Source organism: Streptomyces sp. NPDC102259 (genome assembly GCF_044766465.1).
Taxonomy (GTDB): Bacteria; Actinomycetota; Actinomycetes; order Streptomycetales; family Streptomycetaceae; genus Streptomyces.
Window position 1 is genome coordinate 22,782 of sequence record NZ_JBIWMA010000004.1, and the last position, 20,360, is coordinate 43,141.

Sequence of the window (20,360 nt, forward strand, 5' to 3'; positions counted from 1 at the left end):
TCGGTCTAGTGCTGTGACCGGGATGGTTCACCGTGGTCGGGATACGGCTCACGGGACGAGCGCGGTCCGCAAGGCGACTGGTATTACTGGTGCATGCAGGAAGAGACCGCGCGATCCGCGATCGACACGTTCATCTCCGCGTTCAACGCCTCGGACGACAGCTATGTGACTGCGCTGCTCTCCCAGGCCCTAACCTCGGACGTGGTCTTCTGGGGACCGTTGGGCCGCAGTGAGGGGATCGAGGCGGTCGAGCGGTTCGTGCTGGACATCCGGCGCCACCCCGCGGGGACCGGCACGATGGTGCGCTGTTCGGCGGTGGACATGCCGGACGAGTGGGCCCGGTACCAGTGGGTCTTCACGACGCCGGATGGAGGCCCCCGCCTGGCGGGAACGGACGTCGTCCATCTGCGGCGGAGCCTCATCGACCAGGTCATCGTCTTCGCGGGGGAGATCAAGCCGTCCGCCTCCTGAGTCATTCTCCTCTGGCGCCGTCCTTCTCCTGAACCGGCCCCGTTCGGGGCTCCGGGTCTGCCCAGCCGAGATCATCTTCACAACGCTTCGGTCGTCCGCGCTTGGCCACGAGCGGACCGATGATGCGCTGTGGCTGTGTAAGTTCGCGGTTGGTCAGGCTGCGGTGTTGAGGGGGCGTCCGCCCCAGCGGATGCCCTTCTCGCTGCGGACGCGGGCGCGTTCCTTGCGTTCGGCGGCCAGGACGTCGCGGTGGCGGGCGTTGGCGTTGCGCCAGCGCAGGTAGGCGTGCAGGGTCCGTGTCTGCACGGTGTGGTTGGGGTGGTGGGAGTTGGCGATGGTGAACTGCCGCAGTGGTCCGAAGTGGGCTTCGATCGGGTTGGCCCAGGAGGCGTAGGTCGGGGTGAAGCACAGTTCGACCTTGTGTTTCCTGGCCCAGCGGCGGATGTCGGCGCCTTTGTGGGCGGACAGGTTGTCCAGGATCACGTAGATGGGTGCGCCGTCGGGTCGGGCGGCGCGGATCGCCTTCAGTGCGGCCAGCGTGTTGGTGGCGCCCTTCCTGCGGCGGTTGACGCCCCACAGGGTGTCGTCGCCGACCGAGTAGCAGCCGTGGAAGTACCGCACTCCGTGGGTGCGGTGGTAGGTGGCCGGCACCCGGTGGGGCCTGGTCTGCGCGGCCCAGCAGCTGCCTCCGGTGGGTCGGATCCCGAGGGGGCCGAACTCGTCGAAGGCGAAGACCCGGTCCGGGAAGCGGTCAAGGACCTCCTCGATCCGGTCCAGTTTCGCCTCGCGCTCGGGGTCCGGGGATTCCTTCCAGGTCTTGGTGCGCTGAAAGGTGACACCGCGGCGGGCGAGCAGGCCGCGTAACGTCTCGCGGCCGATGCGAATCACCCGGCCGTGGCTTTCCGTAGGTAGGCGACGAGTTTACGCAGTGACCAGCGGGTGAAGGGCTGGCCGAGCTTGGTGGGGCGGGTGGTGGCCGTCTGGATGATGAAGTCCTCGTCGTCATGGCTGAGTTGGCGGGGACGGCCTCCCGCCCACCGAGGGTCCAGGCAGGCCAGGCCGATCTCGTTGAAGCGGTGGATCACATCTCGGACGGTGTCCTCGTCGGCCTGCACCAGCTGGGCGATCACCGGTACCGTTCCCGCCGGCCGAGGCCAGCAGCATCATCGCGCGCCGATAGCGCACCGAGTTGGTGCTGCCCCGGCGGACGACCTGCTGCAGCTTCTGCCCCTCCTGGTCGGTCAGTCTGCGCACACGGACAGGCTCGGCCACCGCGCCTCCAGCGGTCGGATCGGACGTCACCGCACATCCAACCGCCACGACCACCGACCCGGCGAACCTATGCGGTCAGAGCACTAGTCGGCCTTCAGCACGAACGACGTCTGTGCCTTGGCGAACCCCGGGGCCTTCGCCTCCACCAGATACGTACCGGCTCCGGCCGCTCCCGCCGGAGGCGTCGCGCACTCGGGGGCGCTCGGCTTGCGGTCCCACTTCACGGTGTACGTGAAGGTGTCCCCGGCCGGCACCCGGTACAGCAGGCTCCCGGCCGTCCTGGGGCAGTCGGCGGACGACCAGTACGCGTCGTCGCCGCCCGTCTGAGTGATCGTCAACACCGCTGCCTTCGGGCCGAGATCGACCTTGCAGTCGCTGCCCGAGGCGTTCTTCGCGATCAGTTGAAACGTGGGCGTCTGGTCGGGCGAGTAGGAGTTCTGGACGCTCCGCAAGGTCAACGTGACCCCGCCGGCGGTGCAGTTGGGCAGCGTCGTCCCGGCCGGTAGCGTCGTCCCCGTGCCACTGCCGACGCCACTGCCGCTGCCACCGCTGCCGCTGCCGTTGGCGCCGTCGTCGGTGCCGCCGGCACCCGCCGAGTCACCGTCCGAGCCGCCTGAGCCGGCGCCTGCGTCCGAACCCGAACCCGATCCCGACCCCGAGCCGGACCCGCTGGAGGTGCCGTCGCTCGACTCGTCGCGGCCGCCAGGGTTTTGGCTGATCGCGGGACCCGATCCGGACGGCCCCGGCGTGATGGAGGAGGCGGGATTCTTGCCCCCGCCGCCATCGGCGCCGTTCTTGCCGCCGCCCCCGCCCGAGGTCACCACCCACAGGGTCACCAGCGCCAACAGGGCGCACACGGACAGCAGTACGACCCTCCGACGCCAGTAGATGGAGGAGGGAAGCGGCCCGACCGGATTGCGCAGAGATCCCACGGCGCAAACTGTACGAGAGATCGACGGGTTCGCTGGCCCCACCCGCCGCCAGGAGCGCAACTTTTCCGGATCATCATCCCGGAAACGATTTCCCCCGTACTCGACTTCGGTCCGCGCTGCCGCCCTTCCTTGACGATCACACCCGTTGCGCCTCCGGCCACGGCCCCGGGCACGCGCGCGTGGCGCGCTCGCGTGACCCCGCGCGCCGAGTGGCGGTACGCGCGCGTGCCCCCTTCCGCATGGCAGGATCGGAAGGGCCATGACTGCGCCCACGAAGCCCCCGCGCCGCTCCCCCGCCCGCTCCGACGTCGACGCCACCGCGACGGACCTGCACTCCCCGGTGATCGACTGGTTCGACGAGAACGCCCGCGACCTGCCCTGGCGGCACCCCGAGGCCGGCGCGTGGGGCGTGATGGTCAGCGAGTTCATGCTCCAGCAGACACCGGTCAGCCGTGTCCTGCCGGTCTACGAGCAGTGGCTCGCCCGCTGGCCGCGCCCCGCCGACCTGGCCGCTGAGGCCCCGGGCGAGGCCGTACGCGCCTGGGGGCGGCTCGGCTATCCGCGCCGCGCCCTGCGGCTGCACGGCGCGGCGGTGGCGATAACGGAACGGCACGGCGGCAGCGTGCCCTCGGGCCACGCGCAGCTCCTCGCGCTGCCCGGCATCGGCGAGTACACGGCCGCGGCCGTCGCCTCCTTCGCCTACGGACAGCGGCACGCCGTCCTGGACACCAACGTCCGCCGCGTCTTCGCGCGCGCCGTCACGGGCGTGCGGTACCCGCCGAACGCCACCACGGCCGCCGAGCGCAAGCTGGCCCGCGCCCTGCTGCCCGACGACGAGCCGACCGCCGCGCGCTGGGCCGCCGCGTCCATGGAGCTCGGCGCACTCGTCTGCACGGCGAAGAACGAGACGTGCGTGCGCTGCCCGATCGCGGCGCAGTGCGCCTGGCGGCTCGCGGGAAAGCCGGAGCACGACGGCCCGCCGCGCCGGGGCCAGACGTACGCGGGCACCGACCGGCAGGTCAGGGGCAAGCTGCTCGCCGTCCTGCGGGAGGCGCACACCCCCGTGCCACAGGCCGCCCTGGACCGGGTGTGGCACGAGCCGGTGCAGCGCGCGCGGGCGCTGGACGGCCTCGTCGCGGACGGACTCGTGGAGCCGCTCCCGGGCGGGCTGTACCGCCTGCCGCTGACCTGACGCACGGTCATTTCACAGGTGTGCGGCTTCGTCACGGCCGTCACCGCGCCATTGTCACGCTCGACGGCCGGACAAACCGCCTCATAGGCGAGCAGTTAGGCCTGTGTCTCTACCCCAAACCTCTTTCCGTTACACAACCGACGGACAGCTGAGCGCTGGCCGAAGGCTGCCTCGGACAACGCCGTGACAACACCTCCGTAGCTTCATTCGCGTACCCGGCAGGACCACGAGGGCTACAGACCACAGGCAGTGAACCGGCGGCGGCAGTCCGCCGGTACGGGGAATCGGAGGCGGTTGACCATGGCACAGGGCGAGGTGCTCGAGTTCGAGGAATACGTCCGCACGCGGCAGGACGCGCTGCTGCGCAGCGCCCGACGCCTGGTGCCGGACCCGGTCGACGCGCAGGACCTCCTCCAGACCGCGCTGGCCCGGACGTACGGCCGCTGGGACGGCATCGCGGACAAGCGGCTCGCGGACGCCTACCTGCGCCGGGTCATGATCAACACGCGCACCGAGTGGTGGCGGGCCCGCAAGCTCGAGGAGGTTCCGACCGAGCAGCTCCCGGACGCCTGCGTGGACGACTCCACCGAGCAGCACGCCGACCGCGCCCTGCTGATGGACGCGATGAAGGTGCTCGCTCCGAAGCAGCGCAGTGTCGTGGTGCTGCGACACTGGGAGCAGATGTCCACGGAGGAGACGGCCGCCGCCCTCGGCATGTCGGCCGGAACGGTCAAGAGCACGCTGCACCGGGCGCTCGCCCGGCTCCGCGAGGAGCTGGAAGCCCGCGATCTGGACGCACGCGCGCTGGAGCGTGAGGAGCGGGAGCGTTGCGCGGCGGCCTGACCGAGGCCGGGCCCACACCGGCCCGAAGCACCATCCAGGCGGCGATCACGGCGATGTCCGTGCTCGCCGCCCTCGCCCTTTGCGTCTCCGCCTGCGCCACCGGCGGCACCGGCGCCCGTGACGAGGGTCCGGCTCACTCCGACGCCGTGGCGGGCGCCGCCACCTCCCCGTCGTCCGCCTCCACCGCCCCGCCCGACCGGGCGGAGGCGGTCCGGCTGATCAAGGACGACCCCGAGGTCTCGGCCGAGGTCAAAAGCGAGCTGCAGCCCTGCTCCGGCGACGAGTACCCGGTCGACGTGTCGTACGGCGACCTCACCGGCGGCTCCGGCGACGACATCATCGTCAACGTGCTCACCTGCGGTGACTTCGTCGGCGTGGGCTCGTACGTGTACCGGAAGGACGCCGGCGGCTACCGGAACGTGTTCCAGACCGAGGAGCCTCCCGTCTACGCGGAGATGGACCGGGGCGACCTGGTGGTGACCAAGCAGGTGTACGAGAGGGGCGACCCGGTCTCGGACCCGTCCGGCGAGAACGTGATCACGTACCGCTGGGCCTCGGGCCGCTTCGTGAAGGAGTACAGCTGGCACAACGACTACAGCGGCGTCGTCGGTGACGCCCCCACGGTGGCGCCTGAGTCCGGCTGACCTGCCCGGACGCGGCCGACCGAGAAATTCTCCGGCAGCGTGAACCGATCGGGCCGCTCGTTCCGATCAATGGGTGGACGGGCAGGGACGGGCAAGGACGGGCAGGGAGGGGCGGGGGCGGGGGGACGCGCAAGGACGGACCGCACGGAGACGGACAGGGATCGCGCGGGAAGTGAACGCTCGCCGCGCTCCATGCGTCCAAGCAAGGGGTACACACGACAGTTCACCGACAGGTGACCCACGGAACGCAGGCGGAAGCCCGTCAGACTGACGACCCGCAGGCACACGAGACCGCATACGAGAACTGAGAGCACCGGGATGGCAGACCAGACCCACGTCCTGTTCGTCGAGGACGACGACGTCATCCGCGAGGCCACCCAGCTCGCCCTCGAGCGGGACGGCTTCGTGGTCACCGCGATGCCCGACGGCCTGTCGGGCCTGGAGGCGTTCCGCGCCGACCGCCCCGACATCGCGTTGTTGGACGTCATGGTGCCCGGCCTGGACGGCGTGAGCCTGTGCCGGCGCATCCGGGACGAGTCCACCGTGCCGGTGATCATGCTGTCGGCGCGTGCCGACTCCATCGATGTCGTCCTCGGCCTGGAGGCCGGCGCAGACGACTACGTGACCAAGCCCTTCGACGGCGCCGTGCTGGTCGCCCGGATCCGCGCCGTGCTGCGCCGCTTCGGTCACGCGGGCGGCGACGACCGCGCCGAGCCCGCCGCCTCCACGGCCGGCGGTGTGCTGTCGTTCGGTGATCTGGAGATCGACACGGAGGGCATGGAGGTGCGCCGGGCCGGGCAGCCGGTGGCGCTGACCCCCACCGAGATGCGCCTGCTGCTGGAGTTCTCCTCCGCCCCGGGCACGGTCCTCTCACGCGACAAACTGCTGGAGCGGGTGTGGGACTACGGCTGGGGCGGCGACACCCGGGTCGTGGACGTCCATGTACAGCGGCTGCGGACGAAGATCGGCCAGGACCGTATCGAGACGGTCCGCGGTTTCGGCTACAAGTTGAAGGCCTGAGCGGGGCGGGGACAGGGGCAGGAGGATGCGGGGGATGATCCGGCAGCTGGTTCCGGCTCGCAGAGAACGCGTGGGCATCCGTACGGGGCTGCGGTGGAAGCTGAGCGCGGCGATCGCGCTGGTCGGCGCGCTGGTGGCGATCGCGCTCAGTCTGGTCGTGCACAACGCCGCGCGGGTGTCCATGCTCGACAACGCGCGCGACCTCGCCGACGAGCGGGTCCAGATCGCCCAGCGCAACTACGAGTACTCGGGGCGGCCGAACTTCCGCTTCCCCAACATCAAGATCGACGACCCCAGGCTGCCTCCGTCGTTGCGGGAGAAGGTCCAGGAGGGGCGTCGGGCCACCTTCGTCTCGGACCGCACGGGCGGGGTGCCGGACATCTGGGCGGCCGTGCCGGTCAAGGACGGGCATGTGCTGTCTCTGCACACCGGCTTCACCGACCGCAGCACGGACATCCTCAACGATCTCGACCAGGCTCTGGTGATCGGTTCCATCGCGGTCGTGCTCGGCGGCAGCGCGCTCGGCGTGCTCATCGGCGGGCAGCTCTCACGCCGGTTGCGCAAGGCGGCGGCCGCGGCGAACCAGGTGGCCAGGGGCGAGTCGAACGTGCGGGTGCGGGACGCCATCGGCGGGGTCGTACGGGACGAGACCGACGACCTGGCGAGCGCGGTGGACGCCATGGCGGACACGCTTCAGGAGCGGCTGGAGGCCGAGCGCCGGGTCACCGCCGACATCGCGCACGAACTGCGCACCCCGGTGACGGGGCTGCTGACGGCCGCCGAGCTGCTGCCGCCCGGCCGGCCGACCGAGCTGGTCCTGGACCGGGCCAAGGCGATGCGCACCCTGGTCGAGGACGTGCTGGAGGTGGCCCGTCTCGACGGCGCCTCGGAGCGCGCCGAACTGCAGGACATCGTGCTCGGCGAGTTCGTGGCACGCCGGGTCGCGGCCAAGGACCCGGACGCCGAGGTGCGGGTGGTGCACGAGTCGATGGTCACGACCGACCCCCGGCGCCTGGAGCGGGTGCTGTTCAATCTGCTGGCCAACGCGGCCCGGCACGGTAAGCCGCCGATCCAGGTCACCGTCGAGGGGCGGGTCATCCGGGTCCGCGACCACGGCCCCGGTTTCCCCGAGGACCTGCTCGCGGAGGGACCCAGCCGCTTCCGCACGGGCAGCGCCGACCGGGCCGGGCACGGACACGGGCTCGGGCTCACCATCGCGGCGGGCCAGGCCCGGGTCCTCGGCGCCCGGCTGACCTTCCGCAACGTACGGCCCGCGGGGGCCCCTGAGCACATACCCGCCGAGGGCGCCGTCGCCGTCCTGTGGCTGCCGGAGCACGCGCCGACGAACACGGGAAGCTACCCGACGATGCCGTGACGGCGGGCACCGTGCGGGCGGGTGGCACGGCGGGATCAGGGGGCGCCGAGGCCGGCCGACATGGGTGGCCCGGTACTCGCTCGACTCGCTCGGGCCAGTCGGGGCGCGCTTCTTCAAGCGGGCCGCGAAGCTGCCGAGGCTGCTGCCTCCGACAGGGTGTCCGATCGCTGTCCCCGTGAGTTCGCCGGGTCGGGCGCACAGACCACAGGCCCCCCGGGGCGGACAGCGCCGGGGGGCCTGCGTTCACCACAGCGTGGTCAGACGGCCTCGACCAGGGGCGGCTGCGTCGCGGCAGCGCCGTCGGCCGACTCCTCGCCGTCCTTCTGCGGCCCCGCTCCCTTGAGCGGGACCTCCTTGACGAACACCGCCGCCACCAGCGCGATCACCGCCACCACGGCTCCCAGCAGGAACGCCGAGTGGGTGCCGGAGGACACCGCGTGCTGGTAGGCCTCCCGGGCTGCGACGGGCAGCTTGGCCAGGCTGGCCGCGTCCAGCTGCGCGGACTGCTCGGTGACCTTCGAACCCAGCGCGCCGGCCCGCTCGGACATGACGTCCTGGACGCGGTTGTTGAACAGCGCGCCCATGATCGCGACGCCGAAGGACGAGCCGAGCGTACGGAAGAGGGTGGTGGACGAGGAGGCGACGCCCATGTCCTTCATCTCGACGCTGTTCTGCGCGACCAGCATCGTGATCTGCATGAGGCAGCCCATGCCGAGGCCGACGACGGCCATGAACACGCCGGAGGTGAGGCGGCTGGTCCCGGTGTCCATGGTGGACAGCAGATACAGGCCGATGACCATCGCGACGCTGCCGACGAGCGGGAAGATCTTGTACTTGCCGCTGTTCGTGGTCACCCGGCCCGCCACCATCGAGGTGACCAGCATGGCGCCGAGCATCGGCAGGAGCAGCAGACCGGAGTTGGTCGCGGAGGCGCCCTGCACCGACTGCTGGTACAGCGGCAGGAAGAGGGTGGCGCCGAACATCACGAAGCCGGTGACGAAGCCGATGATCGACATCAGGGTGAAGTTGCGGCTGCGGAAGATGTGCAGCGGCACGATCGGCTCGGCGGCCCTGGTCTGCCAGAACACGAACCCGATGAGCGAGGCGACGCCGATCGCGATGAGCTCCATGATCCGCGCGGACGACCAGGCGTACTCCGAGCCGCCCCAGGTGGTGACGAGGACGATGGAGGTGATGCCGACGGTCAGCAGGGTGGCGCCCAGGTAGTCGATCCGCGACTGCGAACGCTTCCTCGGCAGGTGCAGAACGGCGCTGATGAGGGCCAGCGACACCACGCCGAGCGGCAGGTTGATGTAGAAGGACCAGCGCCAGCCCCAGTTGTCGGTGATGGTGCCGCCGACCAGCGGGCCGCCGATCATCGCGAGCGCCATGACGCCGGCCATCATGCCCTGGTACTTGCCGCGCTCCCGCGGCGGGATGAGGTCACCGATGATCGCCATGACGCCGACCATCAGACCACCGGCGCCGAGGCCCTGGATCGCGCGGAAGCCGATCAGTTCGCCCATGTTCTGGGCCATGCCGCTGAGCGCGGAACCGATCAGGAAGATCACGATCGATGTCATGAAGGCGCCCTTGCGCCCGTACATGTCGCCGATCTTGCCCCAGATCGGGGTGGAGGCCGCGGTCGCGAGGGTGTACGCGGTCACGACCCACGACAGGTGTTCGAGCCCGCCGAGTTCGCCGACGATCGTCGGCATCGCCGTGCCCACGATCATGTTGTCGAGCATCGCGAGCATCATTGTGATCATCAGCGCGAGCAGGACGACCCGCACGCTCCTCGGCTGTTTCTCAGCCTTGGTCTCGGCTGCCTTTGTGTCCGCCATGGTTGCCACTCCCCTGGGCTTCCCCCCGGCCGGCTACTTACTTGCCGCCCGGCTAGTTCACTACACTGGGAAGGTAGACCTGCAACTAGCCGGGCGTCAAGTAAGTTTCCGCACCTAACTAGCCGGACGGCAAGTAAGTTTCGCGGGAGCGCGAGGACCACGAGAATGGACGTCACCATGGACGGCACGAAGCAGCAGCGGCGCGGCAACACCCGCCAGCGCATCCAGGACGTCGCGCTCGAACTCTTCGCCGAGCAGGGCTACGAGAAGACCTCCCTCCGCGAGATCGCGGAGCGTCTGGAGGTCACCAAGGCGGCCCTGTACTACCACTTCAAGACCAAGGAAGAGATCATCGTCGGCATCTTCACGGATCTGACGAAGCCGATCGAGGATCTGATCGAGTGGGGCGGGAGCCAGCCGCACACCCTGGACACCAAGCAGGAACTCGTACGGCGTTACAGCAAGGCCCTCTCCGAGGCGACCCCGCTCTTCCGTTTCATGCAGGAGAACCAGGCGACGGTGCGGGAACTCCAGATCGGCGACTCGTTCAAGGACCGCATGCGGGGCCTGCGCGACATCATCATCGACCCGGACGCCCCCCTCGCCGACCAGGTCCGCTGCGTGAGCGCCATCTTCACGCTGCACGCCGGCATGTTCTTCCTGCAGGACCTCGAAGGCGACCCCGAGGACAAGCGTGCAGCCGTCCTCGAGGTCGCCATCGATCTGGTGACGCAGGCGCACCAGGGCACCTGATCACATCGGCGTCAGACCTTGACGCCCTTGCTGTGCAGGAAGGTGACCGGGTTGATCGCCGAGCCGTAGTTCGCGGTCGTACGGATCTCGAAGTGCAGGTGGGGACCGCTGGAGTTGCCGGTGCTGCCGGACAGGGCGATCTTCTGGCCCGTCTTGACGACCTGGCCGACCTTCACGTTGATGCTCGAGAGGTGGGCGTACTGCGAGTAGACGCCGTTGGAGTGCTTGATCACGATGGCGTTGCCGTAGGCGGGGCCGTCACCGGCGCCGTTGCCGCCGGCCTTGACCACGGTGCCGCCGTGCGCGGCCATCACCTTGGTGCCGGTCGGAACGGCGAAGTCCTGACCGCTGTGGGTGGACTGCCACATCGCGCCGGCCTGGGCGTAGCCGGCGGACAGGGTGTACTTCTTCACCGGGTCGATCCAGGAGGCGGCCGAGGCGGCCGTCTTCGCGGCCGCGGGCGCTGCGGCGGGCGCCGCGGCGGACGCCACTCCGGTCCCCAGCACGACCGAGGCGCCCAGGGCGGCGGCGCCGACGACCACGCGAGTGCGGAGCTGGGACGTACGGGAAGAACGGAACGTGACGCGCTGGAACATCGAAGACCTCATGGGGACGGGGACAGAGGAAACCACCCGGCGTGAACCCCCGCCGAAGTGGCCATCCCTTGGTAACCCCGGGGCCCACATACCCCCAAACGTGTGATCTACGACGGAACCTAGTACTTCACCCCAAAACTTCCCACTTCTTGACAGAACCTCCTTTACGGACACATTCGACACTCGCCCACACAGGAGGCCTGAGTGGAGATCGAGACCTCTGGGGCAAACGTCCTTTTTAGTCCGATTTAGGTTACGACTAACCGGCCTAGTAGGGTCCGAATCGCCTGTGCGCCATGTCACCGGCCGTCCCCTGTAGGGGACTTCGGAATGTGACGGCGGCTACTCCCGTACCCCACAGGGCACTTGTGACCCCGCTCACGTTCGTGTGCACGGGTCTGTGATCAGGCTCTCATCCGCCTCTACCGTCCAGTAACCCGCTGGTTCCCCTCAGGCCACCCCCAGCGATGAGCATGCCCACGACACCGGTAGTGCTAGGACGCGAGAGGACCCCACACATGACCAGAGGCAGCTGGACGCGCCGCATCGCCATGACCGCCGTGGCGACGGCAGCCGTCACGACGATGGCCGTACCGGTCGGCGCCCAGGCCGCGACGGCCACCGGCACCTCCACCGTCTCCACCGCAGCCGCAGCCGCAGCCGCCGAGGACGTCGACTACGCCACCTGGCAGCTGGACTGCCAGGCCGTGATGAACCAGGCCCTGCCGACGCTGAAGCAGCGCATCGCCGCCACCAAGCCGGGCGAGAAGCAGGCGATCGTCTTCGACATCGACAACACCACCCTGGAGACCGACTTCGGCTTCAGCTACCCCCAGCCGGCCAACAAGCCGGTCCTCGACGTGGCCAAGTACGCCCAGGAGCACGGCGTCTCCCTGTTCTTCGTCACCGCCCGCCCGGGCATCATCTCCGGGGTGACCGACTACAACCTCAAGTACGTCGGCTACAAGGTCTCCGGCCTCTACGTACGCGGCTTCCTCGACCTCTTCAAGGACGTCGCCGCCTACAAGACCGCCCAGCGCGTCGACATCGAGTCCAAGGGCTACACGATCATCGCGAACATCGGCAACAGCGCCACCGACCTCTCGGGCGGCCACGCCGAGACGACGTACAAGCTGCCGGACTACGCCGGCCAGCTGTCGTAAGTCCCCGCATGGCCGTGCGGGGCCGCGGAACGCATGCGAGAGGGGCCGGTGCTGTGAAGCACCGGCCCCTCTCTCCGCTCAGCCCCCGGAGGGTCAGGCGTCCTTGCTCAGGTTCGGTCCGGCACCGCCGGCCGCCTGCTCGATCGGCGGGACGTCGGGCAGAGCCGACTTCTCCTCGCCGCGGAAGGTGAAGGTCTTGGTCTCACCCTCGCCCTCGGTGTCCACGACCACGATGTGACCGGGGCGCAGCTCGCCGAAGAGGATCTTCTCCGAGAGCGTGTCCTCGATCTCGCGCTGGATGGTGCGACGCAGCGGACGCGCACCCAGCACCGGGTCGTAGCCCTTCTTCGCCAGCAGCTCCTTCGCGGCCTGGGAGAGCTCGATGCCCATGTCCCGGTCCTTGAGGCGCTCGTCGACCTTGCCGATCATCAGGTCGACGATCTGCAGGATGTCCTCCTGCGTCAGCTGCGGGAAGACGACCACGTCGTCGACACGGTTGAGGAACTCGGGGCGGAAGTGCTGCTTGAGCTCGTCCGAGACCTTGTTCTTCATGCGCTCGTAGTTCGACTTCTTGTCGCCCGAGGCCGCGAAGCCCAGGTTGAAGCCCTTGGAGATGTCCCGGGTGCCGAGGTTGGTCGTCATGATGATGACCGTGTTCTTGAAGTCCACGACCCGGCCCTGGGAGTCGGTCAGACGACCGTCCTCCAGGATCTGGAGCAGCGAGTTGAAGATGTCCGGGTGGGCCTTCTCGACCTCGTCGAAGAGAACGACGGAGAACGGCTTGCGACGGACCTTCTCGGTCAGCTGGCCGCCCTCTTCGTAGCCCACGTATCCGGGGGGCGAACCGAAGAGCCGCGACACCGTGTGCTTCTCGCTGAACTCCGACATGTCGAGGGAGATCAGCGCGTCCTCGTCACCGAAGAGGAACTCGGCGAGCGCCTTGGACAGCTCGGTCTTACCGACACCGGACGGGCCGGCGAAGATGAACGAACCACCGGGACGCTTCGGGTCCTTGAGACCCGCACGCGTACGACGGATCGCCTTCGACAGCGCCTTGACGGCGTCGATCTGGCCGATGACCCGCTTGTGGAGCTCGTCCTCCATGCGCAGCAGGCGGCTCGACTCCTCCTCGGTCAGCTTGAAGACCGGGATGCCGGTGGCGGTCGCGAGGACCTCGGCGATCAGCTCGCCGTCGACCTCGGCGACGACGTCCATGTCGCCGGCCTTCCACTCCTTCTCCCGCTTGGCCTTGGCGGCCAGGAGCTGCTTCTCCTTGTCGCGGAGGGAGGCGGCCTTCTCGAAGTCCTGCGAGTCGATCGCGGACTCCTTGTCGCGGCGGACGCCGGCGATCTTCTCGTCGAACTCGCGCAGGTCCGGCGGCGCGGTCATCCGGCGGATGCGCATCCGGGAACCGGCCTCGTCGATCAGGTCGATCGCCTTGTCCGGCAGGAAGCGGTCCGAGATGTACCGGTCGGCCAGGGTGGCGGCCTGGACCAGCGCCTCGTCGGTGATCGAGACGCGGTGGTGCGCCTCGTACCGGTCACGCAGACCCTTGAGGATCTCGATCGTGTGCGGCAGGGACGGCTCCGCGACCTGGATGGGCTGGAAGCGGCGCTCGAGGGCCGCGTCCTTCTCCAGGTGCTTGCGGTACTCGTCCAGCGTGGTCGCACCGATGGTCTGGAGCTCACCGCGGGCCAGCATCGGCTTCAGGATCGAAGCGGCGTCGATGGCGCCCTCGGCGGCACCCGCACCGACCAGCGTGTGGAGCTCGTCGATGAACAGGATGATGTCGCCGCGGGTGCGGATCTCCTTGAGGACCTTCTTCAGGCGCTCCTCGAAGTCACCGCGGTAGCGGGAGCCGGCGACCAGGGCGCCGAGGTCCAGGGTGTAGAGGTGCTTGTCCTTGAGGGTCTCGGGCACCTCGCCCTTGACGATGGCCTGGGCGAGACCTTCGACGACGGCGGTCTTGCCGACGCCGGGCTCACCGATCAGGACCGGGTTGTTCTTGGTACGGCGGGACAGCACCTGCATGACCCGCTCGATCTCCTTCTCGCGCCCGATGACCGGGTCGAGCTTGGACTCACGAGCGGCCTGGGTGAGGTTCCGGCCGAACTGGTCGAGGACCAGGGACGTCGAGGGGGTGCCCTCGGCAGGCCCGCCACTGGCGCCGGCGGTCTCCTTGCCCTGGTAACCGGAGAGCAGCTGGATGACCTGCTGCCGCACCCGGTTGAGATCGGCGCCCAGCTTGACGAGGACCTGGGCGGCGACGCCCTCGCCCTCGCGGATCAGGCCGAGCAGGATGTGCTCCGTGCCGATGTAGTTGTGTCCCAGCTGAAGGGCCTCGCGGAGCGACAGCTCCAGGACCTTCTTGGCACGGGGGGTGAAGGGGATGTGCCCGGACGGGGCCTGCTGGCCCTGGCCGATGATCTCCTCCACCTGCTGGCGGACCGCCTCGAGCGAAATCCCGAGGCTCTCAAGGGCCTTGGCGGCGACACCCTCACCCTCGTGGATCAGGCCCAGGAGGATGTGCTCGGTGCCGATGTAGTTGTGGTTGAGCATCCGGGCTTCTTCCTGAGCCAGGACGACAACCCGCCGCGCGCGGTCGGTGAACCTCTCGAACATCGTTAATCGCTCCTCAGAGCGGTCAGGCAGTGGGGGGAACTTCCCCTCCCTGTCCTTCCGCAGCTTAGTCCCGCAAGCGGGGACCGCTCATTCCAACTGCCGACACCGTCGATGGCCTCCTGACCCCGAACGCCGACATCTGCTCCAACCCGATGGTGCGAGACGATGTTCCCGCAGGCCAGGCAGTTACCCCAGTCGCCAGTACGCCGATGGCGAACGTGAGACGGCCTTTCCTGCGTGTCGCCCCCTCCCACTAGGGATGTCTTACCCGCTGCGACCGACAGTCCATGCCGTGCACACCGGTCCCCTCCGCTATGGGCGAACAACCTTGCGCCTCCCGACACCCCCGCACGCCCCGTTTGTCGACACGGTGCGCATCTGTTCAAACACCCAGCGTAACTCGCGGGCCTTTTCGACGGTTGCACTTGGCATGGTTGGCTCAGTCCCGTCGGCTGTCTGCTCGGCCGCCGCTGCGATCCTCACGGTCCCCCTCCCCCGACGGCCGCTCGACCCGGATGATCCGGACGGCCGGATCCGCGGCTGGTACGAGAACGAACTGGCCTGGCCGACGGTGCCCGGGGAGCCGGTACGACTTTTGGTGGGCGAGTGCTTCGACGTGCTGGAGGTGCCGGCCGAGGCGGGCCTCGCGGCGCTGCGGCGGCTCGCGCCGGGCTCGCCGGTGGCCGTGCGGGGCGACCGGATGCGACTGCTGGTGGCGGCGGGCGGCGCGGAGGAGGTGCCGGGGATCCTTCAGTGGCTGGAGTGGGGCGGGGTGCCACTGGATCTGACGGCGATCGGCGCGGGCGAACTCATCGAGGCCCCGCTGCCGCCCCCCGGCGGGAGCCAGGGCCGCGATCCGGGCCCGAACCGTCCCGGAGCGGTGCAGGGGGCCGCCGTCTGGCTGCGGCCCCCCGTGGCAGGGCGCGAGGCCGAGGCCTCGCTGCCGACGATGTCGGCGCTGGGGGGCGTTGAGGGCGCCCCCGATCTCGTACGGCTGGTGGACACGCTGGCGACGCATTGTCACCGTGTCCGGCTGCGGCGCGCGAGCGCTCAGCCGTTGGCCTTCTCGTAGGCCTCGCGAATGGACGCCGGAACGCGGCCGCGGTCATTGACCTCGTGCCCGTTCTCCTTGGCCCACGCGCGGATCTGGGCCGTGTCCTGGCTGCCGCCGGTAGCGGCGCGCGCCTTTCCACGCCCGCCCGCGGCACGGCCTCCGGTACGACGGCCACCCTTCACGTAGGGCTCGAGAAGTCCACGGAGCTTGTCCGCATTGGTAGTCGTGAGATCGATCTCGTAGGTCTTGCCGTCCAACGCGAACGTCACGGTCTCGTCCGCCTCGCCGCCGTCGAGGTCGTCGACAAGAAGGACCTGAACCTTCTGTGCCACCGGATTTCCTTTCATCGAAAACGTGAGGGCCGGGGGTCCGCGGCGTCCGCCGTTTAGCCGCGCCCTGTTATATGCAGTACAGCAGTACGTCGGAAAGCAAACCGCTTTTGCTGGGAAAACACAAACCCTCGGCGGGAGCCCGCAGCCCGCCCCTCGCCCGGAAACGTGCGCGTTTCGGACATAGGGAACCCGGGCAAGGCGGGTCGGTGTGAATGGACGTCGACGATCACAGATGCAGAAGCATCCGACTGTTGCCCAAGGTGTTCGGTTTCACTCGTTCGAGTCCGAGGAACTCCGCGACGCCCTCGTCATAGGAACGCAGCAGCTCCGCGTAGACATCGGTGTCGACCGGCGTCTCACCGATCTCCACGAAGCCGTGCTTGCCGAAGAAGTCGACTTCGAAGGTCAGGCAGAAAACCCGTCGAACGCCGAGCCAGCGCGCGGTGTGGAGCAACTTCTCCAACAACTGGTGGCCGATGCCCGCGCCCTTCAGGCCGGGCTTCACCGCGAGAGTGCGGACTTCCGCCAGGTCTTCCCACATCACGTGCAGGGCGCCGCAGCCGACCACCTCGGCGTTGTCGTCGCGTTCGGCGACCCAGAACTCCTGGATGTCCTCGTAAAGCGTCACCGTCGCTTTGTCGAGCAGGATGCCGCCGCGGACGTGGGCGTCAAGGAGACGGCGCACGGCGGAGACATCGCCGGTCCGGGCCCGGCGGACGGTGATGGCTTTAGTGACTTCGGGGTTCTCGGCCGAGGGACTCTCTGCTGACATGTGCGGACGCTATCGCCCGTCGGCCTCCGTCGCCGAGCCGGGGTTCTCGCCGGTACTCCCCGTACTACCACCGGGACTCCCCGCAGTTGCGGGTTCGGCAGTTTCCGGACCTTGGACCATGCGTACGGCGTCGCTCAGCGCATGCCGCTGTTCCTCGCTCATCATCCCGAAGAACGCGACGAGAGCGGCGGCCGGGTTGTCGCTCTGCGCCCAGGCGTCGTTCATCAGGGCGGCGGCGTAGGCGGCCCGGGTCGAGACCGCCTCATATCGATAGGCACGGCCTTCCGCTTCACGGCGCACCCAGCCCTTCTGATGGAGATTGTCCAAAACGGTCATCACCGTGGTGTACGCGATGGACCGTTCCTGCTGAAGGTCTTCCAGCACTTCTCGAACGGTCACCGGGCGGTTCCACTTCCACACCCGCGTCATGACCGAGTCTTCGAGTTCTCCCAATGGGCGAGGCACAGCTCAGAACAATAGTGGGAGATCTCGGCAATCGCGTGCCGGACGGGCCCTTTCATCGGCAAACGGGAACAAAAAGGGCGTGCGGCTCTGAAAAGAGCCGCACGCCCCGGGCGGTGCGGAAGCGTCGCGGGTCGGTCAGGCGTCGCCCGCGGAGGCCCGACGGGCGCCGTCCGCGCGCGCGAGGACGGCGTCGACGGCCGCGTCCTCCTTGGCCTTGTTGGCTCCGCCCTGGGTCTTCACGATCACCCTGATCACACCGATGAAGAACACGGCCATGACGACGGGAGGCACGAGCGCGGAGACATAGTCCATGGATCCAGGGTAGCCAGGGCGGAACGGGACGTCGGGGCGGGGTCGCCCCTGTCAGCCGGCCGCCAGCCGCTGCTGCTCCGGGTTGGCGGGCGGCGGGGTCGGTCTGCGGCGCGGGAAGACCTCGCCCGGCGTGGGGACGGGCCGCTTGGCGGGCTCCGGGGCGGGCTCTGCCGGGACCGGTCCCGGGGCGGGCGTGGCGGGCTTCCCGGCGGGTTTCCTGCGCGGCTCCTCGCCCGGGCGACCGCCCGGATCACCGGCGGCGACGGGCAGACGGGCGAGGCCGTCCACGGAGAGGCCCCCGGGAAGGGCCAGGAGCCGGGTACGGGACGCCGGGACGGTGGGAGCGGCCTCCGAGACCCGGTGGGCCGCCCGGCGGGCCAGACGGGCGCGTACGTCGCGTTCGGCGAGCGCCTGACAGCGGTCCAGGAGGGTGGCGGCCGTGGGGTTGCCGCGCAGGGCGCGGAGGGCGGCGAGGTCGTCCGGCTCGGGCCGGTATCCGGTGGGCAGTACCTCCTCGAGGAGCGTGAGGTAGCCGGCGGCCGTGCCGGGGAGGGCGGCGCGGTACCGGGCGAGGTCGGCCACCAGGAAGGCCCGCAGTCGGGCGGCCTCGCGCATCGCCTCGTCGAGGGACTCGGCGAGGCGATGACAGTCCTGGATGTCCTCGGCGGAGACGGGGCCGGGGTGGAGGGCGAGGGCGAGGGCGCGGCGGAGCACACGCAGCTCCTCCGTGCCGAACGCCATGCCGCCGCGGGATCCGTAGGGCGTGGGCATGCCGCGACGATACGCGCTAATCAGACAAATTCGACATAGGGGACGGGTGTGGCGCGTCCGCAATCCGCCCTGGTGGCCCTGCCTCCCGGGTCGCCCGCCCCCACCCGTCCGCTCACATACGGGACACGTTCCGCTCGTACACCAGACGCAGCCCGATCAGGGTCAGCCACGGCTCGTGCTCGTCGATCACGGAGGACTCGCCGAGCACCGTCGGCGCCAGCCCGCCCGTCGCGATCACCGTGACCTCGTCCGGGTCGTCCGCCAGCTCGCGGGCCATCCGGGTCACCACGCCGTCGACCTGGCCTGCGAACCCGTAGACGATCCCGGACTGCATCGCCTCGACCGTGTTCTTGCCGATCACGCTCCGCGGCCGGGCCACTTCGATCTTGCGCAGCTGTGCGGCCTTGACGCCGAGCGCCTCGACGGAGATCTCGATGCCGGGGGCGATGACCCCGCCGACGTACTCCCCGCGCGCGCTGACCGCGTCGAACGTCGTCGCCGTACCGAAGTCGACGACGATCGCCGGGCCGCCGTAGAGCTCGTTCGCCGCGACCGCGTTGATGATGCGGTCGGCGCCGACCTCCTTGGGGTTGTCGAAGAGGATCGGCACCCCCGTCTTCACGCCGGGCTCGACCAGCACGGCGGGCACGTCGCCGTAGTAGCGCCGGGTCACCTCGCGCAGTTCGTGCAGCACGGAGGGCACGGTCGCGCAGATCGCGATCCCGTCGATGCCGTCGCCCAGTTCCTCTCCGAGCAGCGGGTGCGTCCCCATCAGGCCCTGCAGGAGCACGGCCAGTTCGTCCGCGGTCCGGCGGGCGTCGGTGGAGATCCGCCAGTGCTCGACGATGTCCTCACCGTCGAACAGGCCGAGCACGGTGTGCGTGTTGCCCACGTCGATCGTCAGCAGCATGGCCGGTCCCCGTTCCCTACTCCGCCGCTCGCAGATCCAGACCGATGTCCAGGATCGGCGAGGAGTGCGTCAGGGCGCCGACGGCGAGGAAGTCGACGCCGGTGTCGGCGTACGCCTTGGCGCTGACGAGGGTCAGCCGGCCCGACGCCTCCAGAAGGGCGCGCCCGCCGACGACGCCGACGGCCTCCGCGCACTCCCCGGGCGTGAAGTTGTCCAGCAGGATGAGGTCGGCGCCGGCGTCGACCACCTCCCGCAGCTGGTGCAGGGTGTCGACCTCGACCTCGATCGGAACGTCCGGGAACGTCTCCCGCACGGCCTCGAAGGCCTGGGCGACGCCGCCCGCGGCGACCACGTGGTTGTCCTTGACCAGCGCCGCGTCGGACAGCGACATGCGGTGGTTGACGCCGCCGCCGCAGCGGACGGCGAACTTCTCCAGGGAGCGCAGACCCGGTGTCGTCTTGCGGGTGTCCCGCACGCGCGCCTTGGTGCCCTCCAGGACGTCCGCCCACGCGCGCGTGGCGGTGGCGATGCCGGACAGCCGGCACAGCAGGTTGAGCGCGCTGCGCTCGGCGGTGAGGAGGTCACGGGTGCGCGTGGTGACGGACAGCAGCTTCTGGCCGGCCTCCACGCGGTCGCCGTCCTCCACATGCCGCTCGACCTCGAACTCGTCCGTGCAGACGACCGAGACGACCGCCTCGGCGATCCTGAGGCCCGCCACCACGCCCGCCTCGCGCGCGGTGAAGTCGGCGGTGGCGACCGCCTCCTCGGGGATGGTCGCGACGGTGGTCACGTCGACGCCGTGGGCCAGGTCCTCCTGGATGGCGACGTTGGCGATGTCCTCGACCTCGACGGGGTCGAGTCCGGCGTCGGAAAGCAGTTGGGCGAGCGCGGGGTCGAGCCCGCACTCCGCGTATTCGGCGTAGCCCTCCGCGGCGAAGTCCGTGTCTGCGTCGCCACAGGCACAGCCGTCGCCGCAGCCGCCGCTCTGGGCGAGGGGAAGGTCGGGGGTGCTCACGT

Annotated in this window: 20 protein-coding genes and 1 pseudogene; 9 read left to right on the forward strand and 12 right to left on the reverse strand. The window is 69.5% G+C overall.

Going from position 1 to position 20,360, the window contains the following annotated elements:
• Nucleotides 1-93 precede the first annotated feature (93 nt).
• Nucleotides 94-471 (forward strand): nuclear transport factor 2 family protein, encoded by a 378-nt coding sequence (locus tag ACIRPU_RS11895; protein WP_403865170.1) that lies wholly within the window; start codon nt 94-96, stop codon nt 469-471.
• A 153-nt stretch (nt 472-624) separates the two neighbouring features.
• On the opposite strand, the pseudogene ACIRPU_RS11900 reads toward ACIRPU_RS11895, so the two are convergent.
• Nucleotides 625-1,743: pseudogene (locus ACIRPU_RS11900) on the reverse strand (IS630 family transposase).
• A gap of 83 nt (nt 1,744-1,826) precedes the next feature.
• Entirely contained in the window at nt 1,827-2,675 is an 849-nt protein-coding gene (locus tag ACIRPU_RS11905; RefSeq protein ID WP_403865173.1) for a hypothetical protein, read from the reverse strand.
• Nucleotides 2,676-2,934: 259 nt separating this feature from the next.
• Here ACIRPU_RS11905 and ACIRPU_RS11910 point away from each other — a divergent pair, with 259 nt between their 5' ends.
• The 5 genes from ACIRPU_RS11910 (at nt 2,935) to cseC (ending at nt 7,749) form a co-directional block, all read left to right on the forward strand.
• A complete protein-coding gene (locus tag ACIRPU_RS11910) occupies nt 2,935-3,867 on the forward strand; it encodes an A/G-specific adenine glycosylase (RefSeq protein ID WP_403865176.1) in 933 nt (310 codons plus the stop codon).
• Nucleotides 3,868-4,167: 300 nt separating this feature from the next.
• Nucleotides 4,168-4,710, forward strand: a complete 543-nt coding sequence (locus tag ACIRPU_RS11915) for a SigE family RNA polymerase sigma factor (RefSeq protein ID WP_069773156.1) — start codon at nt 4,168-4,170, stop codon at nt 4,708-4,710.
• Nucleotides 4,695-5,354 (forward strand): hypothetical protein, encoded by a 660-nt coding sequence (locus ACIRPU_RS11920; RefSeq protein ID WP_403865179.1) that lies wholly within the window; start codon nt 4,695-4,697, stop codon nt 5,352-5,354. The genes ACIRPU_RS11915 and ACIRPU_RS11920 overlap by 16 nt, the downstream gene beginning before the upstream one ends.
• Before the next feature lie 318 nt (nt 5,355-5,672).
• Nucleotides 5,673-6,374: a two-component system response regulator CseB gene (cseB, locus tag ACIRPU_RS11925; protein WP_384124333.1), complete on the forward strand. Its 702-nt coding sequence runs from the start codon at nt 5,673-5,675 to the stop codon at nt 6,372-6,374.
• A 25-nt stretch (nt 6,375-6,399) separates the two neighbouring features.
• Entirely contained in the window at nt 6,400-7,749 is a 1,350-nt protein-coding gene (gene cseC, locus ACIRPU_RS11930; RefSeq protein WP_384124331.1) for a two-component system sensor histidine kinase CseC, read from the forward strand.
• Between the two features lie 257 nt (nt 7,750-8,006).
• Here the strand turns inward: cseC and ACIRPU_RS11935 are convergent, their stop codons facing one another.
• On the reverse strand, nt 8,007-9,593 hold the full coding sequence (locus ACIRPU_RS11935; RefSeq protein WP_403865182.1) for an MDR family MFS transporter: 1,587 nt from the start codon (nt 9,591-9,593) through the stop codon (nt 8,007-8,009).
• A 165-nt stretch (nt 9,594-9,758) separates the two neighbouring features.
• Here ACIRPU_RS11935 and ACIRPU_RS11940 point away from each other — a divergent pair, with 165 nt between their 5' ends.
• Nucleotides 9,759-10,346: a TetR/AcrR family transcriptional regulator gene (locus ACIRPU_RS11940; RefSeq protein WP_355708889.1), complete on the forward strand. Its 588-nt coding sequence runs from the start codon at nt 9,759-9,761 to the stop codon at nt 10,344-10,346.
• Nucleotides 10,347-10,357: 11 nt separating this feature from the next.
• Here ACIRPU_RS11940 and ACIRPU_RS11945 read toward each other — a convergent pair whose 3' ends face one another.
• Entirely contained in the window at nt 10,358-10,942 is a 585-nt protein-coding gene (locus ACIRPU_RS11945; protein WP_403865185.1) for a M23 family metallopeptidase, read from the reverse strand.
• A 518-nt stretch (nt 10,943-11,460) separates the two neighbouring features.
• Between ACIRPU_RS11945 and ACIRPU_RS11950 the strand changes: the two genes are divergently transcribed.
• Nucleotides 11,461-12,105 (forward strand): HAD family acid phosphatase, encoded by a 645-nt coding sequence (locus ACIRPU_RS11950; protein ID WP_403865188.1) that lies wholly within the window; start codon nt 11,461-11,463, stop codon nt 12,103-12,105.
• Between the two features lie 93 nt (nt 12,106-12,198).
• On the opposite strand, the gene ACIRPU_RS11955 is transcribed toward ACIRPU_RS11950, so the two are convergent.
• Nucleotides 12,199-14,727 (reverse strand): ATP-dependent Clp protease ATP-binding subunit, encoded by a 2,529-nt coding sequence (locus tag ACIRPU_RS11955; RefSeq protein WP_355708895.1) that lies wholly within the window; start codon nt 14,725-14,727, stop codon nt 12,199-12,201.
• A gap of 430 nt (nt 14,728-15,157) precedes the next feature.
• Here ACIRPU_RS11955 and ACIRPU_RS11960 point away from each other — a divergent pair, with 430 nt between their 5' ends.
• Nucleotides 15,158-15,799: an SCO3374 family protein gene (locus ACIRPU_RS11960; protein WP_403865191.1), complete on the forward strand. Its 642-nt coding sequence runs from the start codon at nt 15,158-15,160 to the stop codon at nt 15,797-15,799.
• Here the strand turns inward: ACIRPU_RS11960 and ACIRPU_RS11965 are convergent.
• The 7 genes from ACIRPU_RS11965 to nadC all read right to left on the reverse strand — a co-directional run bounded on the left by ACIRPU_RS11965 (nt 15,778) and on the right by nadC (nt 20,358).
• Nucleotides 15,778-16,113, reverse strand: coding sequence for an Lsr2 family protein (locus ACIRPU_RS11965; protein ID WP_351764850.1), 336 nt, complete (start codon nt 16,111-16,113; stop codon nt 15,778-15,780). The genes ACIRPU_RS11960 and ACIRPU_RS11965 overlap by 22 nt on opposite strands.
• A gap of 226 nt (nt 16,114-16,339) precedes the next feature.
• Nucleotides 16,340-16,885: an amino-acid N-acetyltransferase gene (locus ACIRPU_RS11970; RefSeq protein ID WP_355708900.1), complete on the reverse strand. Its 546-nt coding sequence runs from the start codon at nt 16,883-16,885 to the stop codon at nt 16,340-16,342.
• A 9-nt stretch (nt 16,886-16,894) separates the two neighbouring features.
• Entirely contained in the window at nt 16,895-17,314 is a 420-nt protein-coding gene (locus tag ACIRPU_RS11975; protein WP_385565931.1) for a BlaI/MecI/CopY family transcriptional regulator, read from the reverse strand.
• 171 nt (nt 17,315-17,485) lie between these two features.
• A complete protein-coding gene (locus ACIRPU_RS11980) occupies nt 17,486-17,662 on the reverse strand; it encodes a hypothetical protein (protein WP_403865196.1) in 177 nt (58 codons plus the stop codon).
• Between the two features lie 51 nt (nt 17,663-17,713).
• On the reverse strand, nt 17,714-18,403 hold the full coding sequence (locus ACIRPU_RS11985) for a hypothetical protein (RefSeq protein WP_403866222.1): 690 nt from the start codon (nt 18,401-18,403) through the stop codon (nt 17,714-17,716).
• 142 nt (nt 18,404-18,545) lie between these two features.
• The gene (locus ACIRPU_RS11990) at nt 18,546-19,343 is read right to left on the reverse strand and encodes a type III pantothenate kinase (RefSeq protein WP_020132481.1); all 798 of its coding nucleotides are present in this window, start codon (nt 19,341-19,343) and stop codon (nt 18,546-18,548) included.
• Nucleotides 19,344-19,359: 16 nt separating this feature from the next.
• Nucleotides 19,360-20,358 carry a carboxylating nicotinate-nucleotide diphosphorylase gene (gene nadC, locus ACIRPU_RS11995; protein WP_403865200.1) on the reverse strand — a complete coding sequence of 333 codons (999 nt, stop codon included), beginning with the start codon at nt 20,356-20,358 and terminating at the stop codon, nt 19,360-19,362.
• Nucleotides 20,359-20,360: the final 2 nt, after the last annotated feature.

Excerpts from the sequence above, each read along its gene's own strand:
- ACIRPU_RS11895 (WP_403865170.1), top strand. The coding sequence starts at position 94 with ATGCAGGAAGAGACCGCGCGATCCGCGATCGACACGTTCATCTCCGCG.
- ACIRPU_RS11910 (WP_403865176.1), top strand. The coding sequence starts at position 2,935 with ATGACTGCGCCCACGAAGCCCCCGCGCCGCTCCCCCGCCCGCTCCGAC.
- ACIRPU_RS11915 (WP_069773156.1), top strand. The coding sequence starts at position 4,168 with ATGGCACAGGGCGAGGTGCTCGAGTTCGAGGAATACGTCCGCACGCGG.
- cseB (WP_384124333.1), top strand. The coding sequence starts at position 5,673 with ATGGCAGACCAGACCCACGTCCTGTTCGTCGAGGACGACGACGTCATC.
- cseC (WP_384124331.1), top strand. The coding sequence starts at position 6,400 with ATGCGGGGGATGATCCGGCAGCTGGTTCCGGCTCGCAGAGAACGCGTG.
- ACIRPU_RS11935 (WP_403865182.1), bottom strand. The coding sequence starts at position 9,593 with ATGGCGGACACAAAGGCAGCCGAGACCAAGGCTGAGAAACAGCCGAGG.
- ACIRPU_RS11940 (WP_355708889.1), top strand. The coding sequence starts at position 9,759 with ATGGACGTCACCATGGACGGCACGAAGCAGCAGCGGCGCGGCAACACC.
- ACIRPU_RS11945 (WP_403865185.1), bottom strand. The coding sequence starts at position 10,942 with ATGTTCCAGCGCGTCACGTTCCGTTCTTCCCGTACGTCCCAGCTCCGC.
- ACIRPU_RS11950 (WP_403865188.1), top strand. The coding sequence starts at position 11,461 with ATGACCAGAGGCAGCTGGACGCGCCGCATCGCCATGACCGCCGTGGCG.
- ACIRPU_RS11955 (WP_355708895.1), bottom strand. The coding sequence starts at position 14,727 with ATGTTCGAGAGGTTCACCGACCGCGCGCGGCGGGTTGTCGTCCTGGCT.
- ACIRPU_RS11960 (WP_403865191.1), top strand. The coding sequence starts at position 15,158 with ATGGTTGGCTCAGTCCCGTCGGCTGTCTGCTCGGCCGCCGCTGCGATC.
- ACIRPU_RS11970 (WP_355708900.1), bottom strand. The coding sequence starts at position 16,885 with ATGTCAGCAGAGAGTCCCTCGGCCGAGAACCCCGAAGTCACTAAAGCC.
- ACIRPU_RS11975 (WP_385565931.1), bottom strand. The coding sequence starts at position 17,314 with ATGACGCGGGTGTGGAAGTGGAACCGCCCGGTGACCGTTCGAGAAGTG.
- ACIRPU_RS11980 (WP_403865196.1), bottom strand. The coding sequence starts at position 17,662 with ATGGACTATGTCTCCGCGCTCGTGCCTCCCGTCGTCATGGCCGTGTTC.
- ACIRPU_RS11985 (WP_403866222.1), bottom strand. The coding sequence starts at position 18,403 with ATGGCGTTCGGCACGGAGGAGCTGCGTGTGCTCCGCCGCGCCCTCGCC.
- ACIRPU_RS11990 (WP_020132481.1), bottom strand. The coding sequence starts at position 19,343 with ATGCTGCTGACGATCGACGTGGGCAACACGCACACCGTGCTCGGCCTG.